The 18,241-nt window shown below is 42.4% G+C and carries 13 protein-coding genes, 2 tRNA genes and 4 rRNA genes; 11 read left to right on the forward strand and 8 right to left on the reverse strand.

Features of this window, described 5'->3' with window-relative positions; all coding sequences use genetic code 11:
- Positions 1–4 precede the first annotated feature (4 nt).
- Together QUE03_RS01210 and QUE03_RS01215 are read left to right on the forward strand one after the other, a co-directional pair.
- Positions 5–967, forward strand: coding sequence for a putative metalloprotease CJM1_0395 family protein (locus QUE03_RS01210; protein ID WP_286264279.1), 963 nt, complete (start codon positions 5–7; stop codon positions 965–967).
- Positions 968–1,004: 37 nt separating this feature from the next.
- Positions 1,005–1,388 carry a hypothetical protein gene (locus QUE03_RS01215; RefSeq protein ID WP_286264281.1) on the forward strand — a complete coding sequence of 128 codons (384 nt, stop codon included), beginning with the start codon at positions 1,005–1,007 and terminating at the stop codon, positions 1,386–1,388.
- A gap of 109 nt (positions 1,389–1,497) precedes the next feature.
- Here the strand turns inward: QUE03_RS01215 and QUE03_RS01220 are convergent, their stop codons facing one another.
- The 3 genes from QUE03_RS01220 to QUE03_RS01230 all read right to left on the reverse strand — a co-directional run bounded on the left by QUE03_RS01220 (position 1,498) and on the right by QUE03_RS01230 (position 4,665).
- On the reverse strand, positions 1,498–2,007 hold the full coding sequence (locus QUE03_RS01220) for a SixA phosphatase family protein (protein WP_286264283.1): 510 nt from the start codon (positions 2,005–2,007) through the stop codon (positions 1,498–1,500).
- Entirely contained in the window at positions 2,007–3,437 is a 1,431-nt protein-coding gene (gene sthA / locus QUE03_RS01225; protein ID WP_286264287.1) for a Si-specific NAD(P)(+) transhydrogenase, read from the reverse strand. The genes QUE03_RS01220 and sthA overlap by 1 nt, the downstream gene beginning before the upstream one ends.
- 109 nt (positions 3,438–3,546) lie before the next feature.
- Complete coding sequence (locus tag QUE03_RS01230; protein ID WP_286264289.1) at positions 3,547–4,665, reverse strand: acyl-CoA desaturase; 1,119 nt, start codon at positions 4,663–4,665, stop codon at positions 3,547–3,549.
- 165 nt (positions 4,666–4,830) lie between these two features.
- Between QUE03_RS01230 and fabR the strand changes: the two genes are divergently transcribed.
- Positions 4,831–5,451: an HTH-type transcriptional repressor FabR gene (gene fabR, locus QUE03_RS01235; RefSeq protein ID WP_286264291.1), complete on the forward strand. Its 621-nt coding sequence runs from the start codon at positions 4,831–4,833 to the stop codon at positions 5,449–5,451.
- A gap of 1 nt (position 5,452) precedes the next feature.
- On the opposite strand, the gene trmA is transcribed toward fabR, so the two are convergent.
- Entirely contained in the window at positions 5,453–6,550 is a 1,098-nt protein-coding gene (trmA, locus tag QUE03_RS01240) for a tRNA (uridine(54)-C5)-methyltransferase TrmA (protein WP_286264293.1), read from the reverse strand.
- A gap of 91 nt (positions 6,551–6,641) precedes the next feature.
- The gene (locus QUE03_RS01245; protein WP_286264295.1) at positions 6,642–7,379 is read right to left on the reverse strand and encodes a hypothetical protein; all 738 of its coding nucleotides are present in this window, start codon (positions 7,377–7,379) and stop codon (positions 6,642–6,644) included.
- 665 nt (positions 7,380–8,044) lie between these two features.
- Here QUE03_RS01245 and QUE03_RS01250 point away from each other — a divergent pair.
- From QUE03_RS01250 to QUE03_RS01285, 8 genes are all read left to right on the forward strand, one after another.
- Positions 8,045–9,587 (forward strand): 16S ribosomal RNA (locus QUE03_RS01250).
- A gap of 113 nt (positions 9,588–9,700) precedes the next feature.
- Positions 9,701–9,777 (forward strand) — tRNA-Ile (locus QUE03_RS01255).
- Positions 9,778–9,802: 25 nt separating this feature from the next.
- A tRNA-Ala gene (locus tag QUE03_RS01260) sits at positions 9,803–9,878 on the forward strand.
- Between the two features lie 389 nt (positions 9,879–10,267).
- Positions 10,268–13,148: ribosomal RNA gene (locus tag QUE03_RS01265) — 23S ribosomal RNA — on the forward strand.
- A 162-nt stretch (positions 13,149–13,310) separates the two neighbouring features.
- Positions 13,311–13,425 (forward strand): 5S ribosomal RNA (rrf, locus tag QUE03_RS01270).
- Positions 13,426–13,521: 96 nt separating this feature from the next.
- A 5S ribosomal RNA gene (gene rrf, locus QUE03_RS01275) occupies positions 13,522–13,636 on the forward strand.
- Together the 16S, 23S and 5S rRNA genes with 2 tRNA genes alongside form the textbook arrangement of a ribosomal RNA operon.
- 71 nt (positions 13,637–13,707) lie before the next feature.
- Positions 13,708–14,673 carry an elongation factor P--(R)-beta-lysine ligase gene (gene epmA, locus QUE03_RS01280; RefSeq protein ID WP_286264297.1) on the forward strand — a complete coding sequence of 322 codons (966 nt, stop codon included), beginning with the start codon at positions 13,708–13,710 and terminating at the stop codon, positions 14,671–14,673.
- Positions 14,674–14,742: 69 nt separating this feature from the next.
- Positions 14,743–15,123: a MerC domain-containing protein gene (locus tag QUE03_RS01285; protein ID WP_286264298.1), complete on the forward strand. Its 381-nt coding sequence runs from the start codon at positions 14,743–14,745 to the stop codon at positions 15,121–15,123.
- 8 nt (positions 15,124–15,131) lie between these two features.
- On the opposite strand, the gene glnG is transcribed toward QUE03_RS01285, so the two are convergent.
- The 3 genes from glnG to QUE03_RS01300 all read right to left on the reverse strand — a co-directional run bounded on the left by glnG (position 15,132) and on the right by QUE03_RS01300 (position 18,207).
- A complete protein-coding gene (gene glnG, locus QUE03_RS01290; RefSeq protein WP_286264300.1) occupies positions 15,132–16,532 on the reverse strand; it encodes a nitrogen regulation protein NR(I) in 1,401 nt (466 codons plus the stop codon).
- A complete protein-coding gene (glnL, locus tag QUE03_RS01295; protein WP_286264301.1) occupies positions 16,529–17,614 on the reverse strand; it encodes a nitrogen regulation protein NR(II) in 1,086 nt (361 codons plus the stop codon). Before glnL ends, glnG begins: the two co-directional genes overlap by 4 nt.
- Positions 17,615–17,694: 80 nt before the next feature.
- Positions 17,695–18,207, reverse strand: a complete 513-nt coding sequence (locus tag QUE03_RS01300) for a DUF4124 domain-containing protein (protein WP_286264303.1) — start codon at positions 18,205–18,207, stop codon at positions 17,695–17,697.
- Positions 18,208–18,241 lie beyond the last annotated feature (34 nt).

The following is an 18,241-nucleotide window of genomic DNA, read 5'->3' on the forward strand; positions in this document are numbered from 1 at the left end:
TGATGTGAATATTACAACGCAAACGGCAACATCACCATTAGCCACTGTAGTCAATCCGCCTACAGATAACCTGCGTCGTGAAAATTCTCAACGAGAAATCATCTCTCAACCAACACCTACCCATCAGTCAGCGGCTGAGAAAGGAGTTGCTTCAGATCGGGAGCGGGGACGTACCCCTGCACAGAATAACGAACAAATTGACTTTTCGGCAATTCAGGAAAATGCTGAAAAAGAAAATTCCACCATTAATGACGCGAATGACCATGAACGAGGTAACTCTCAATCTGCTGACCAAGATCAAGCGAAAAATGCAGAGCAAAAAGAGCAGAATGGTGAAGAGGATAGTGTTGAAGTATTTAGAGAGCAGCAAGAGATTCGTCAGCTACAAAAGCGCGATCAAGAAGTTCGTTCTCATGAACAAGCCCACGACGCTGCAGGCGGTGCGTACACCAGTTCACCAACGTATGGGTATGAAGTAGGACCAGATGGTAAAAAATATGCTGTTACAGGCGAAGTGTCTGTAGACCTTTCACCAATCGAAGGTAATCCAAGAGCTACCATAGCAAAAATGCAAAAGGTGAGAACTGCTGCCTTAGCTCCTGCAAATCCGTCAATCCAAGACACTAAAGTCGCCGCATCAGCGCAAGCGATCATCTTGCAAGCACAGCAGTCATTGCAAAGTGTTGCATCAACTGAGTCAGAAAATTCGGTTGATAGTGCAGAAGGTGTTCGCTATACCGGCAACACAGATATTTTTAGGGCCGATGCTGGGGATACAATAGAGAGTGAAAATTCTTCTAACGAATTTGACCAATTTATTGGACAGACGTTGTCCTCTCAAGAACAAATTTCTCCAACGCGTAATGAAGAAATTGCGCAACGAGCAACGCGGATTGAGACATATTATGCGAATATTAATCAAGCCTATGATCAAAGTCCTAAGTTTCAATTTGAATTGACCGCTTAGTACTTCATACTTTTTCGAGTAAATTAAGAAAGCCATTATGAAACAAATCGTCACTATTGTACCTGTTCTATTGTTAGCACTTTGGGGCTGTAATTCATACGATACTCAAACCAATTCTTTGGAGCTTGTAAAGGGAGAGATTCAGTCAGTGGTCAATGGAGAAGTGAAAACTATGTGGAGAAAAGGTGAAGTTCGCTTTTTTAATTTGGAGGGTGGATTCTATGGGTTGATCGCAGATAATGGCGATAAACTTCTGCCGATGAACCTAAACAAAAAATATAAGCAGCATGGCGCTATCATTCAATTTCAAGGCCATTACATTAAGGACATGATGACTATACAGCAATGGGGCCAAGTATATAAGATCACCAAGGTACAATTGATAAAGGCTGGCCGTTCTACAAGCCAACCAACGCATTAACTATTGTTCTATATATTTGATTTTAGCGTACCAACCTAAGCATTTCTGATTCCAATTTTTTATTCTTTTAATGCGCATATAAACGTCTAAGAACAGCCAGTTTGATATGCTAAAATTTGGTACAGTCAAGTGGTTGCGTAAGTTTGATTAATTTAGCTTTGTCGCCGTGAAACTGTATTAGAAAGAGGTGTTGATATTCACTCTCATCCATTTTTGCGACAGGCTTACCAATCATTAGGCTGGCTAGTTGTGGTGTTGTGTTACTGTGTCCTATCACTAAAACGTCTTGTTTATTTTGTTTAATCACTCTTACTAATTGTTCCAACCCTCCGGGAGCATATTGTTTTATACCCAATTTTTTGGCCTGTGCTGTTGGAGCCGCAGTTTCCATTGTCCGTTGGTAACTAGTGCTGTAAATCGTGGTTAATTCAACGTTTCTAAAGATGTCTGCTAGCTGATTTGCTCTAAATGTCCCACATCTTGTAAGGCGAGGGTCATCACTATCTCTTTGCTTTTCAGCGTGTCGGGCCAAATAAACGTTATAACTGTCTGCTGCCGCGCCGGCAAAGCTTATTAAAGACAGAGTACAAATGAATAAACTAAGTAAATATTTCATCATTAAAATAACCGATTTAAACCATTAAGCGCCGCAACACGAAATGCTTCAGCCATGGTGGGGTAGTTAAAAGTTGTTTCTACAAAATACTCAATGGTATTGCCGCCATTTTCTTGTTGCATAATAGCTTGACCTATGTGAATGATCTCGGCTGCATTTTCGCCAAAACAGTGAATACCCAATATTTCTTTAGTTTCTCGATGAAATAGTATTTTCAGTGAGCCAACTAAGTTATTTGATATTTGAGCCCTCGCGAGGTGTTTAAACTGAGCACGGCCAACTTCATAGGGAATTTTTGCTTCGGTAAGCTCTTGTTCTGTTTTACCTACCGAACTAATTTCTGGGATGGTATAGATACCTGTAGGAATATCAGCAATCAGTTTGGTATTGTTTTGGCCATTAATCATAGCGTTGGCACAAATTCGTCCTTGATCAAACGCTGCACTGGCAAGACTTGGATAACCAATTACATCGCCAACAGCGTAGATGCTTTCAACTTCGGTTTGGTAAGAACTGTTTACTTTGAGTTGTCCTCGACCGTCAGCCTTTAACCCTGCTGCATCCAATTCAAGATTGGCAGTATTACCGGTACGTCCGTTTGCCCATAATAGGCAATCAGTTTTCATTTTCTTACCTGACTCTAAATGAACAATAACCGCATCGTCCAATGCTTCAACACGTTCAATTTGTTCGCCGTGGCGAATAACGACACCATTATTCCACAGGTGATAACTTAATGAGTCTGACATTTCATCATCAAGAAATGATAATAATCGATCGCGAGTATTGATTAGATCTACTTTTACCCCTAGGCCTCTAAAAATTGACGCATATTCACTACCAATGACACCAGCACCGTAGATAATGACATGTCTTGGTGCGTGGGCTAATTGTAAAATACTGTCTGAATCATAGATACGCGGATGATTAAAATCGATATCTGATGGATGATATGGGCGAGACCCCGTTGCAATAACAATCTGCTTGGCGGTAATTTGCTCAATAGAGCCGTCTTTTTTTAGAACACGCACGGTGTGTAGGTCGACAAAAGAAGCTTCACCAAGATAATGTTCAACGCCGTTACGATTATAAAAACCGCTTCTTAAATTGACTTGTTTACTAATCACCGCTGACGCGTGTTTAAGAATATCCTGAAAGGTTAGCTGCTTTGCGTGTGTACTCGCGTTAAATAGTGGATTGGAATTGTATTCAATTAGTTGACTAACGGATTGTCTGAGTGCTTTCGAAGGAATGGTTCCCCAATGTGTACAACCTCCACCGACTTGCTCGTATCGTTCAATAATAGCGACACTTTTATGCTGTTTTGATAAATTCATTGCAGCCCCTTCTCCACCTGGGCCTGTGCCTATGATAATGGCATCATAATCAAAATGTGTCGGTGATTTTTCGGTAGAGTTTTTTTTATCAGACAAAGTAATACCTTTAAATCCTGTTTTTTAAAATTTTAACAGGATTTAAAGATAAGGTAACTAGGTAAAACTGAAGAGGGTGAATCTATTCTTTGATTTTTATCAACAGACCTTAAGCGAATTGAGCATTGAAAATGTGCCAATGTCTTTTTTGCTCAATAAAGCTTGTTTTCAATTCTTTGATTTGCTTGAGTAGCTCAGAATTTTCAACATCACTGACCAATTTTTCTTTCTTATTGATCATTAATTGCTTTCTCAAGGCATAAAATTCGTTGAACTTAGCCATTAATGCATCATATTCATGCTGCAATTTCGCCAACATTTCTTCTGCTTGAGGGTGAGATTCCAAACGAAGCTGACTGCGCTTAAGTGTCATCGATAATTTAGCTTTTTCTATTTTATCTTCTGGGCTAACTCTCAGTTTTGTTGTTAACCTTAAATAATTACATCCTTTTATTAACCATTTTGTTGGATCAAAGTCCCACCAACGAATACCATTTCGATAGTCATTTTCAAAGATATGATGGAAATTATGATAGCCTTCGCCAAATGTGAAAAAAGCCAGAAATGGGTTATCCCGCGCGGTATTCTTATCCGTGTAAGTTTGCTTACCCCAAATATGGGCTAATGAATTAATGAAAAATGTCGTGTGATGACTTAACACTAATCGCATGAAACCAACCAACAATAGGCTACTGATGATGTCACCATGAATAAGGCCAAACAGCAGTGGTACACCAAAGTTCATCAAGATGGTTAATAATAAATAATGCTTATGTTGCCACATGACTATGGCATCTTTTTCTAAATCACGACAGTTAGCATAGTCAGTATAGCGATGAGCCTGATACTCACGCAACATCCAGCCAATGTGAGAATACCAAAATCCACGTTTTGCAGAATAGGGGTCAACATCGTTGTTATCAACGTGTTTGTGATGGACTCGATGATCGGATGACCAATGCAAAATACTGTTTTGTAATGCAAATGCACCACCTAATGCAAAGATCAATCTTAAACTCCAATGGGCCTGATAGGTACGATGTGACCAAAGGCGGTGATAGCCTGCGGTTATTGACATGCCACAGTATATGAAGCAGATAATTGCCATGGTAATTTCTGCACCGTCAAATCCATGCGTGAATGCACGATAGGGTACCGCTATTGCAGCAAATAGGAAGGTGACTAAAAACACTGACACGTTTAACCAAATAATAGGAGGCTTTTTCATTTATTTTCATTTTCTAATTTGAGCGTACAACTGTACACTATTTTAGTCTTGTTCCTGAATGAGTCAAGAGCGTATTAATGACATTTTATTAGCAAAAGCAACTTCGCTGACATTTGTGACTAAATTCACTATTATAGGTCATCACCTAATTATCATGAACTAGAAATGAGCGGTATCAGAGCACAGCAAAAAGAAAAGACAAGACGACAACTTATAGATGCTGCATTGGGTCAGTTAAGTGCTGAGCGAAGTTTTTCTAGTTTGAGTTTACGTGAAGTGGCAAAAGAGGCAGGACTAGCACCAACATCTTTTTATCGCCATTTTACCGATATGGATGAGCTCGGTTTAACCTTAGTTGATGAGGCGGGACTAACCCTGCGCCAACTCATGCGACAAGCTAGACAAAGAATTGAAAAAGGTGGCTCGGTAATTCAAATATCTGTGCACACCTTTATGGAGTTTATTGAAAGCAACGGCAATATTTTTCGCTTATTGTTGCGCGAGCGCTCAGGTACGTCGGAGCAATTCAGAGCGGCTGTTAATCGAGAAATTCGATATTTCACTATGGAATTGTGTGATTACTTAGAAAAAGCCAACAAGTTAGACAGAGAAGTAGCTTATCTTCAAGCTGATGCAGCAGTCACTATTGTGTTTAGTGCCGGAGCGGATGCTTTAGATAGTAACAAGAGTGAGTGTGAAGGGCTCGCACTAAGGACAATTCAGCAATTACGCTTCATTGCCCGTGGCGCAGTTGAACTGAGTGTTCGTCAAAAAAACCAGCTATAGACTACTTTTTCTTGGTGAGAATAACCCCGCACTCTATGTGATGTGTGTAGGGAAATTGATCGAATAAGGCAAATTTCTCGATAGCATGCGTTTTGACAAGCTCTGATAGATTATCTTTCAACGTATTTGGATTACATGAAATATAAATAATTTGATTGAAGCGGCTCACGAGCTCAACACTATCAGGATCAAGGCCAGCGCGTGGCGGATCGACCAGCACGGTATCATAGTTATAGCTTGTTAAATCAAACCCTTCTAGACGTCTGAAATTTCGTTCGCCGTTCATAGCCTGGCTAAATTCCTCACTGGCCATACGCACAATATGTAAGTTTTCAATTTGATTAAGCTTGATATTATACTGCGCTGAATGCACTGAACTTTTGGAAATTTCTGTCCCTAATACACGATCAAAATTTTCAGCCAGTGCCACACTGAAGTTGCCGTTGCCACAATAGAGTTCAATTAAGTCACCCCCTTTGCCTGCTGTTGCCTGTTTTGCCCACAACAACATCTGTTGATTTACACCGCCGTTTGGTTGGGTAAAGCTGTTCTCTACTTGTTGGTATTTATAGGTGTCATTTCCTACAGTAAGCGATTCAGTGACATATTCTTTGCCTAAAACAACTTTTTGCTTACGTGCTCTTCCTATAATGTTAGTTGGATTAATTTTGTTGAAATGCTGCAGGAGAACCTCTGCTTGTTTATTCCACTGCTCATCCAATTGTTTGTGATATAACATGCTGATCAACAACTCGCCACTTAAGGTACTTAAAAAATCAACTTGGAATAATTTTCGACGTAAAACTTCGTTATCCCTAATTTGGTCGATTAAAGTTGTCATGGCGTTATTAATCAGAATACTTGCAGCAGGGAATTGGTCTACCCTAAACTTTTGTTTAGTCTCACTATCAAACATGATGTAATAAAGATCATCACCTTCATGCCAAACTCTAAATTCTGCTCTGAGGCGGTAGTTTAACGGCTCAGATCGATAGAGATCCATATCCTTAATATCGAAATTGTAAAAAAGAGCAGACATTTCTTCTTGTTTTTCAGAAAGTTGATGCTCATAGCGGTCAGGATGGATATGACTAAACATGATATTGCCTCTATTTTAGGGAGCGCAGATCTTAACCATAACGCGAAAATTGTCTAGTACAATTATTTAAGAGGCAACAATTTGATGTATCTTAACGTTTTACAATGTCTTCTGGTTTTGCACCGCCAGCGAGTGCTGCGTTGATAGCGTCGCTTTCTTTTAGTCCGTTTTGAACCGCAACATCGATAATGTTGCGAGTGTGAGTGCTTTGGCTTGAATTAACCGCGGTGAACACCACCTGCTCGGCATCATCAGGAAATAAACTAAGTGCTGAATTTACAAAACTTGAAACTTTACTTGGTATAGCGTCAATCGCCCCTATTAAGATAGTCAACATCTGTTTTGGAAACATTGTCATTGTATTTTCGACCATTTCTGTCTTATCTAATGGATCTGCCTTTATAGCTATTCGGACAATTTCTTGAATATTCTCAGGGTTTGCCTTAATTGCAACTTCAATGATTTCTTTTGTATAAGCAGGTTCTGTCTCTATCGCAATAGCGATTGCTTCCTCGATTGGAACAAGCTTAGAGTTGATTGCTGCGGTGATAACATCACAACTTAAAGCAGGTTCGGCCTGAATAGCACTGGTAATTATTTGATTGTATTTATCAGGGTAGAGCTCTAACGCGATAGGAACAACAATATCTACTCGTTCAGGGTACCTTCTTAGCATTGCATTTACAGCCCTGCCTATACTGTGATTCATCTTGACTTGCTGAGCAATGAATCCAGCAATAATGCGCTTTTGTTTATCTTTAATAAAAGACTGGCCTAAAGCCGGGTAAGATAGCAGGGCTAAAATAGCCAATACGACAAGAACGCGCATAGTAAAAAATCTCATTATTATTATTCAAATTTAGAAGGTTCATTCTGGTTAACAGCTAATGGACCGACTCATGACTATAAATTAAACTAAATAAAAACTCTCCTGTGTTTTTATACAATGATCTTCAATAAGATCGTCTATTAAATAATCTGTAACCCTTGCTTTGTACATTAAGTAAGCGAACAATCAATTAATTTAAAATAAAGCTTGATCCTTTCCCAGAAATCCCTAAAATGCGCTCCACTTCTTCGGGACAAGCCCAAGAGGTTGGTTTCAAACTTTGGAATGTTTAACTAAACGAAAGTTAAGATAAACGCTTCAAAAAATAAGTTTTAAAAACTTGTTGACATTGAAATCAGGAGGCGTAAAATGCGCATCCGCTTCAACGAGCCATCAGCCTCACGGTTGAATAGCCAGAAGCAGGAAGTTAAACGAATGCGATTTAACTTTTAATGTCTCATCGAGGCATTGTTCTTTAACAATTAGTTATCATGCAATTTGTGTGAGCACTCACATTAGTGTTGATTTTACATAGTCCTTCGGGACAAAAAAACAGCTTAATGATGAAGTTCACGCAAAACTACTTATGACCTTCGGGTTATAAGAACATATGTTTTAAATGTACAGAATTCATTGAGCCGCATCTTATGATGCACAAACGATTTTAATTGAAGAGTTTGATCATGGCTCAGATTGAACGCTGGCGGCAGGCTTAACACATGCAAGTCGAGCGGAAACGAAAAGTAGCTTGCTACTTTGGCGTCGAGCGGCGGACGGGTGAGTAATGCTTGGGAATATGCCTTATGGTGGGGGACAACAGTTGGAAACGACTGCTAATACCGCATAATGTCTACGGACCAAAGGGGGGGATCTTCGGACCTCTCGCCATTTGATTAGCCCAAGTGAGATTAGCTAGTTGGTAAGGTAAAGGCTTACCAAGGCGACGATCTCTAGCTGGTTTGAGAGGATGATCAGCCACACTGGGACTGAGACACGGCCCAGACTCCTACGGGAGGCAGCAGTGGGGAATATTGCACAATGGGCGAAAGCCTGATGCAGCCATGCCGCGTGTGTGAAGAAGGCCTTCGGGTTGTAAAGCACTTTCAGTCGTGAGGAAAGGTGCTAGTTTAATAAACTAGTACTGTGACGTTAGCGACAGAAGAAGCACCGGCTAACTCCGTGCCAGCAGCCGCGGTAATACGGAGGGTGCGAGCGTTAATCGGAATTACTGGGCGTAAAGCGTGCGTAGGCGGTTTGTTAAGCAAGATGTGAAAGCCCAGGGCTCAACCTTGGAACTGCATTTTGAACTGGCAAACTAGAGTATTGTAGAGGGTGGTGGAATTTCCAGTGTAGCGGTGAAATGCGTAGAGATTGGAAGGAACATCAGTGGCGAAGGCGGCCACCTGGACAAATACTGACGCTGAGGTACGAAAGCGTGGGGAGCGAACAGGATTAGATACCCTGGTAGTCCACGCCGTAAACGATGTCAACTAGCTGTCTGTAGACTTGATCTGTGGGTAGCGTAGCTAACGCGCTAAGTTGACCGCCTGGGGAGTACGGCCGCAAGGTTAAAACTCAAATGAATTGACGGGGGCCCGCACAAGCGGTGGAGCATGTGGTTTAATTCGATGCAACGCGAAGAACCTTACCATCCCTTGACATCCAGAGAATTTACTAGAGATAGTTTAGTGCCTTCGGGAACTCTGAGACAGGTGCTGCATGGCTGTCGTCAGCTCGTGTTGTGAAATGTTGGGTTAAGTCCCGCAACGAGCGCAACCCCTATCCTTATTTGCCAGCGAGTTATGTCGGGAACTTTAAGGAGACTGCCGGTGATAAACCGGAGGAAGGTGGGGACGACGTCAAGTCATCATGGCCCTTACGGGATGGGCTACACACGTGCTACAATGGCGTATACAAAGGGCAGCAAGACCGCGAGGTGGAGCGAATCCCATAAAGTACGTCGTAGTCCGGATCGGAGTCTGCAACTCGACTCCGTGAAGTCGGAATCGCTAGTAATCGTAGATCAGAATGCTACGGTGAATACGTTCCCGGGCCTTGTACACACCGCCCGTCACACCATGGGAGTGGGTTGCAAAAGAAGTAGCTAGTCTAACCTTCGGGAGGACGGTTACCACTTTGTGATTCATGACTGGGGTGAAGTCGTAACAAGGTAACCCTAGGGGAACCTGGGGTTGGATCACCTCCTTATCTTGAAGTAAAACGCCTAATGGAAGCCTTCGGGTTTCATGAGTGTTCACACAAATTGCACTGATAACAAATTAGAAGAAGTCCTAACATGTAAGCTTCGGACATATAAATATAGGTCTGTAGCTCAGCTGGTTAGAGCGCACCCCTGATAAGGGTGAGGTCGGCAGTTCAAGTCTGCCCAGACCTACCAAGTTCTACCTACGTGTTGCCCAGATGGGGCTATAGCTCAGCTGGGAGAGCGCCTGCCTTGCACGCAGGAGGTCAGCAGTTCGATCCTGCTTAGCTCCACCACTTACTTCTTCATAGAGAATAGGGAAGCCAAATTAAAGATATCTGATAGATGTTTTCAATTTGGTTTTTTTAAACCACGAATTAGCCGAATGCGCGCTAGTTTGAAGCTCTTTAACAATCTGGAAAGCTGATATAAATACCCGGTGTTTATATGGTGTTGAACGTGTCGCGCGTTTCAATACATCAACATATAGATACCAACAGCGAGTGAGATAACCTTATCGTTTATCGAACAAGCTGATTAACTTCTCCTCCTCGGAGAATGTTAATAAAAAATCTAAATCAAGTAACTCATCTACATCGAAAGATGTGAGAGTACGTGAAAATGTCAGGCTGTACGATTAGTTCGGATTAGTCTCCGAACATTCTAAGACTACTTAGGGTTGTATGGTTAAGTGACTAAGCGTATGTGGTGGATGCCTTGGCAGTTAGAGGCGATGAAAGACGTGTTAATCTGCGATAAGCTGAGTTGAGGTGATAAAAACCGTTATAGACTCAGATTTCTGAATGGGGAAACCCAGTGTCATAAGACACTATCACTTAGTGAATACATAGCTAAGTGAGGCGAACCGGGAGAACTGAAACATCTAAGTACCCCGAGGAAAAGAAATCAACCGAGATTTCCTTAGTAGCGGCGAGCGAACGGGAATTAGCCCTTAAGTGGTTTGTAAGTTAGTGGAATAAGCTGGAAAGCTTAGCGATACAGGGTGATAGCCCCGTACACGAAAACAAACTTACCATGAAATCGAGTAGGTCGGCACACGTGAAATGTTGACTGAATATGGGGGGACCATCCTCCAAGGCTAAATACTCCTAACTGACCGATAGTGAACCAGTACCGTGAGGGAAAGGCGAAAAGAACCCCTGTGAGGGGAGTGAAATAGAACCTGAAACCGCATACGTACAAGCAGTGGAAGCCTTCGGGTGACTGCGTACCTTTTGTATAATGGGTCAGCGACTTATTTTTTGTAGCAAGGTTAACCGATTAGGGGAGCCGTAGCGAAAGCGAGTGTTAACTGCGCGTTTAGTTGCAAGGAATAGACCCGAAACCCGGCGATCTACCCATGGGCAGGTTGAAGGTTGAGTAACATCAACTGGAGGACCGAACACACGTATGTTGAAAAATGCGGTGATGACTTGTGGGTCGGAGTGAAAGGCTAATCAAGCCGGGAGATAGCTGGTTCTCCCCGAAATCTATTTAGGTAGAGCCTCGGACGAACACCATCGGGGGTAGAGCACTGTTAAGGCTAGGGGGTCATCCCGACTTACCAACCCTTTGCAAACTCCGAATACCGATGAGTGATATCCGGGAGACACACGGCGGGTGCTAACGTCCGTCGTGAAGAGGGAAACAACCCAGACCGCCAGCTAAGGTCCCAAAGTCATAGTTAAGTGGGAAACGATGTGGAAAGGCCCAGACAGCTAGGAGGTTGGCTTAGAAGCAGCCATCCTTTAAAGAAAGCGTAATAGCTCACTAGTCGAGTCGGTCTGCGCGGAAGATGTAACGGGGCTAAACTATGCACCGAAGCTGCGGATTTAACTTTTAAGTTAAGTGGTAGGGGAGCGTTCTGTAAGCCGTTGAAGGTGAACTGAGAGGTTTGCTGGAGGTATCAGAAGTGCGAATGCTGACATGAGTAACGATAAGGGGAGTGAAAAACTCCCCCGCCGAAAGACCAAGGTTTCCTGTCCCATGTTAATCAGGGCAGGGTAAGTCGGCCCCTAAGGCGAGGCGGAAACGCGTAGTCGATGGGAAACAGATTAATATTTCTGTACTTCTATATATTGCGAAGGAGGGACGGAGTAGGCTAGGTGAGCACGGCGTTGGTAGTCCGTGTGAAAGTATGTAGGCTGAAGACTTAGGTAAATCCGGGTCTTCTTAAGGCTGAGATACGAGACGAGAACCCAAGGGTTTGAAGTCATTGATGCCATGCTTCCAGGAAAAGCTTCTAAGCTTCAGATATATAGGAACCGTACCCCAAACCGACACAGGTGGTTAGGTAGAGAATACTAAGGCGCTTGAGAGAACTCGGGTGAAGGAACTAGGCAAAATAGTACCGTAACTTCGGGAGAAGGTACGCTCTCTAGTGTGAATCCCTTGCGGAGTAAGCACAGGAGAGTCGAAGTAACCAGGTGGCTGGAACTGTTTATTAAAAACACAGCACTGTGCAAAATCGAAAGATGACGTATACGGTGTGACGCCTGCCCGGTGCCGGAAGGTTAATTGATTGGGTTAGCTCTGCGAAGCTCATGATCGAAGCCCCGGTAAACGGCGGCCGTAACTATAACGGTCCTAAGGTAGCGAAATTCCTTGTCGGGTAAGTTCCGACCTGCACGAATGGCGTAATCATGGCCACACTGTCTCCACCCGAGACTCAGTGAAATTGAATTTGCGGTTAAGATGCCGTATACCCGCGGCTAGACGGAAAGACCCCGTGAACCTTTACTATAGCTTGACAGTGAACATTGCTCCTACATGTGTAGGATAGGTGGGAGGCTTTGAAACCGCGTCGCTAGATGTGGTGGAGCCAATCTTGAAATACCACCCTTGTATGCGTGATGTTCTAACCTAGGGCCCTAATCGGGCTTGGGGACACTGTCTGGTGGGTAGTTTGACTGGGGCGGTCTCCTCCTAAAGAGTAACGGAGGAGCACGAAGGTTGGCTAAGTACGGTCGGACATCGTACGGTTAGTGCAATGGCATAAGCCAGCTTAACTGCGAGACAGACACGTCGAGCAGGTGCGAAAGCAGGTCATAGTGATCCGGTGGTTCTGTATGGAAGGGCCATCGCTCAACGGATAAAAGGTACTCCGGGGATAACAGGCTGATACCGCCCAAGAGTTCATATCGACGGCGGTGTTTGGCACCTCGATGTCGGCTCATCACATCCTGGGGCTGAAGTCGGTCCCAAGGGTATGGCTGTTCGCCATTTAAAGTGGTACGCGAGCTGGGTTTAGAACGTCGTGAGACAGTTCGGTCCCTATCTGCCGTGGGCGTTTGAGAATTGAAGAGGGCTGCTCCTAGTACGAGAGGACCGGAGTGGACGAACCTCTGGTGTTCGGGTTGTCATGCCAATGGCATTGCCCGGTAGCTACGTTCGGAACTGATAACCGCTGAAAGCATCTAAGCGGGAAGCAGGCTTTGAGATGAGTTCTCACTGGGACTTTAAGTCCCCTAAAGGGTCGTTGGAGACTACAACGTTGATAGGTCAGGTGTGTAAGGGTTGTGAGGCCTTGAGCTAACTGATACTAATTGCCCGTGAGGCTTAACCATACAACACCCAAGTGGTTTTGTGTGTCTGACATGAATAAAAGTCACGTACTCGTGTTACTGATTAGATTTAGATAAGTATTTACATCGCTCACTGACATCCATGTCATTGCGGTATTAGTGCATTCGTGCACGTCATCAGCTTTCAAGATTGTAGTTTTTTTGCTTGACGACAATAGCGTTGTAGAACCACCTGATCCCATGCCGAACTCAGAAGTGAAATGCAATAGCGCCGATGGTAGTGTGGGAGTTCCCATGTGAGAGTAGGACATTGTCAAGCTTCTATTATGAAAAGCCCGTTACGAATGTGACGGGCTTTTTGCTTAAGTCTTTATGGTTTAACTTAGTTTTCGATGTTAAACCATAACGATTTTTAGCTGACGACAATAGCGTTGTAGAACCACCTGATCCCATGCCGAACTCAGAAGTGAAATGCAATAGCGCCGATGGTAGTGTGGGAGTTCCCATGTGAGAGTAGGACATTGTCAGCTTCCTACAATAAGCCCTAGTCTTTAGACTAGGGCTTTTTTCGTTTACAGTATCTAAAAACTTGGAGAAAAGTATGTCTTGGCAACCTACTATGTCATGGGAATCAGCCCAACGTAGAGCGAATATACTTACAGTTATCAGAGCATTCTTTTTAGAGCGGGGTGTAACGGAAGTGGAAACTCCGTTGATGACCCAAGGTACAGTTACGGATGTTCATTTAGACGCTTTTGAAACGAGATATGATTTTTTAGCCGAAGGCAGACAACCATATTACTTACAAACCTCGCCAGAATTCGCCATGAAGCGATTATTGGCGTCTGGTTATGGTTGTATATATCAGATATGTAAAGCCTTTAGACACGAAGGCCACGGTCGCTTTCATAATCCAGAGTTCACTATGCTTGAATGGTATCGGTTAGGCTTTAATGATGTTCAACTTATGGACGAAATTGATGATTTATTGAAACTAATCTTAAAGACGGGAAGTGCTGAGAGATTGAGCTACCAAGAAGCCTTTATTCGTTATGTTGGTATTGATCCTTTGAACACTAACATCACAGAGTGTTTGGGTGTGATTGAAGAAAGTGATAAAAGTGAAGAATGGCTCTCGAGCTCAGAAAATCTTGATACACTATTGCAGTTTATTTTTAACTTTGCGGTAGAGCCTAATATTGGTAATGAACAGCCTTGTTTCATCTATAGTTTTCCCGCATCTCAAGCATCTTTGGCTAAGTTAAATCCTGACAACGAAAGTGTTGCACAACGTTTTGAATGTTATTTTAAGGGTGTGGAATTGGTTAATGGATTTAATGAGCTTACCGATCCTATACAGCAAAGAGCCCGTTTTGTTGAAGATAATAAGGATAGAATAAAACAAGGATTATCAACAAGAATCATTGACGAACGCTTTATTAGAGCTTTAGAAAATGGTTTGCCTGACTGCTCGGGTGTTGCATTAGGCATTGATAGACTAGTAATGTTGTCGTTAGGAAGCAAGCATATAGATGAGGTAATGTCGTTCCCTGTTGACAAAGCTTAACAAAGTTATAGTGTGATATTATAACTTATGTGATATAGTATCAAAACGTCAACTGATTAGGAAAAATAAGTGCTAGATAGAATTGGTATTGCTGCAACATCTTTATGTGCATTGCATTGTATACTTTTACCGATATTATTGCCTGCTTTACCTCTGTTAGGTTTAAGTTTCCTTGCTGATCATACGTGGGAGCATGTATTTCTTATTATGACAGCTCTGTTAGGGACGGTTGCTTTATTTTCTGGCTTTAAGCGCTACCATCGACGTTTATATCCTTTTTATATTTTATACCTTGGCGTCGCTGTATATTGGATAAAGCATGACTTCGCCGAAGAAGTACAACCATTCTTTATCATTGTTGGTGCTGCCCTGATGGTGACAGCGCATTTTATCAATCTTAAGTTGTGTAATAGCTGTAAACAATGTGCGGACGAGGGTTGTACAGCATAACGTATTTTTTAAAGGCCAAGATCTTTAAGCTTCCTTGTAAGGGTATTTCGTCCCCATCCTAATTTTTTAGCCGCCTCTTGCTTGTGTCCACCTGTGTGGATCAGTGCTCTTTCAAGTAGAATTTTCTCAAATTCAGGCATGGCTTCATCCAAGATTGCAGAGCGCCCTTGGGATAATTGCTCATCCATCCAGCAACCGAGCAATGCTTGCCAATCGTTACCAGCTTGGCTAATAACAACTGGTTTTTCGTTAAGTTCATCAGGCAAGTCGTCAGCCAATATTTCTTTGCCGCTTGCCATGACAGTCAAAAAACGGCAGATGTTCTCTAGTTGTCTAACATTACCAGGCCAATTACTTTGTTTAAGCTGAATGAGTGCATTCTTGGATAGTGTTTTAGGTGCAACACCGAGTTCGTTGGCAGCCAGTTTTAAAAAGTGATTGGTAAGCTGTTCGATATCTTCTTTTCTTTCTCTAAGCGAAGGGATGTGTATACGAATGACATTAAGGCGATGAAATAAGTCTTCACGAAAGTCGCCGGTCTTAACTCTCTCTTCAAGGTTTTGGTGAGTAGCGGCGATGATACGCACATCGACTTGAACCGGTGAATGTCCGCCTACGCGATAAAATTGTCCGTCAGCTAACACTCTCAACAACCTAGTTTGAACATCAAGAGGCATATCGCCTATTTCATCAAGAAAGAGAGTACCGTTATGTGCTTGTTCAAATCGACCTTGTCGAACACTATTGGCGCCGGTAAACGCCCCTTTTTCATGTCCGAAAAGCTCTGATTCAATTAAATCTTTTGGAATAGCGGCCATGTTTAACGGTATGAAAGTTTCATTTGATCTGGGGCTATGCATGTGAAGTGCATGCGCTACTAATTCTTTACCCGTACCAGATTCGCCATTAATCAATACACTAATACTTGAGCGAGATAGGCGCCCTACGGCTCTAAAGACTTCCTGCATGGAAGGAGCCTCACCAATAATGCCAACGGCTGTTGAAGTGGGTGCTTTTTGCTTACTTTTTGCCGAGAGTTCCTGAGAATGCGTTAATGCACGATTCGCCAGTGTTACGGCATCATCTATATCAAATGGTTTAGGTAAATATTCAAAGGCGCCGCCTTGGTAGGCATTAACCGCACTGTCTAAATCAGAATGTGCAGTCATGATGATCACGGGTATTTCAGGGTGCTCTTTGCCAATCTTTTCTAATAGCGTCATCCCGTCCATTTGTGGCATGCGTATATCTGAAATAATGACTTCTGGTCTTCCATGATCCAAAGCGGTTAGTAAATTCTCAGGATTTTCAAATGAAGCGACAGATAGGTTTGCATTGGACAATGCTTTTTCTAACACCCACCGAATGGAACTGTCGTCATCTACTATCCAAATTTGTTCTGTGATCATGCGGTATTCTCTTCTGATAAAGGTAGTAATATGATGAACTCGGTTCTACCGGGTCGGCTATTGCAAGATAATTTCCCTTTGTGCTGATTAATTAGGGTTTGAGAAATTGATAATCCTAGACCTGTGCCGTTAGAGCGACCTGATACCATAGGATAAAATAGTGTGTCTTGTATTGTTTCTGGAATACCAGGACCATGATCAATGATGCTGATCATGACCGTAAGTTTTACCCGTTTTCCATTAATAGTTTGATTACTAGCAACACGGGTTCTTAGCAAAATTTCACTGCCTTCTTCTACTACTTGAACGGCATTGCTGACAATATTCAAGACGGCTTGATGGAGTTTGTCATCGTCGAAAGTAACATCAGGGATTGACGGATCATAATCTCTAACGAGTTTAATGTTTTTGGTGTTATCGAAACTCACCAGCTGATTAACTTTCTCCAGCACAAGATGAACATTTTGTGTTTTCATGTCTGGTAGTTGATTTGGCCCCAATAAACGGTCAACCAAATTTCTTAGTCTATCAGCCTGTTCAATAATTAAGGTAGTATATTCTTGTTGATCTTCAGAGAGCTCTTTCGTGAGTAATTGTGCTGCGCCGCGAAGACCGCCTAATGGATTTTTAATTTCATGTGCTAAGCCTCGGATCAGGTCTCGTGCAGATTCCCATTGTTGTTGCTGAAAAACCTCTATACTGATTTGCTTTTGTTGATCCACTTGTCTGAGTTCAAGCATTACATGAGGTGTATTATTAAATTCTACTGCAGAAGCGGTGATTTCAGCGGTAAATTCATAATGCTCAGCGAACTTGATTTTGACGTCACTGTCAGTGAACTCTTGACCACTTTCCAATACTTGTTGAAGTCTAACGTCATCAATTGATAAATTCTTAAATATGTCTGCAAATGCTAAGTTATATAGCTTATTAAAACTTTTGACCAATAAGGCTTCAGCCGCAGGATTTACGTATTGAATTGTGAGCTTTTCATCGAACACAATAACAGCTGTGACGAGCTGATTAGCTAGCTGTTGTTGATAATTCAATTTGTGTTTTAATAAATCGCGATGATCGTGCAATACATAACTCCATATGCACTATATTGGTGCATGCTGTTTTTCAGTTTATAAATAAACCTCTTGGTTTGCACGTAATTTCGTTAGTTTACTGAAGTGCGATGCATATAAAAGGTTACTGCTTCTGAAGATGCAATAACCTTGCCTTTGTCATCGATTAGATCCATTTTTATTTGATGTTCGCCGCGATCAATATTTCTTAAAGCAAACATTGAATGGGTTTGGGGTTTTTTATGTGGATTGCCATCAAGGTATAACTGAATTTTATGCCCGCGTTTGAATATTGGCTTAATGCCACCAGAGATGTATACAGAGCCGCTATTATCACGAATGGTAGCGTTGTTTTCGGGTTGGGTAATGACAACCTCATAACTTTCATCAATGACCTGTGGCTTTATATCTAGAATAGAAGTATCAACCGAGGGTAGCGTTAATGTATCGTCCCTGACCTTAACTTCTTCTGCATCGGCTCTTGGGCTATCTGAAAAAACAAGCACCCCATTTTCATCGCGCCAGACATACACTTTTGCCTGCCCAGCATTAACTGGAAATGAAAAAATCACAGTTAATATTATGATGAAATACAACTTAGCCATGTGAAAGTGATTGCTCCTGCAAAGTATTACTTAC

The organism is Thalassotalea atypica (genome assembly GCF_030295975.1).
Classification (GTDB): Bacteria; Pseudomonadota; Gammaproteobacteria; order Enterobacterales; family Alteromonadaceae; genus Thalassotalea_F; species Thalassotalea_F atypica.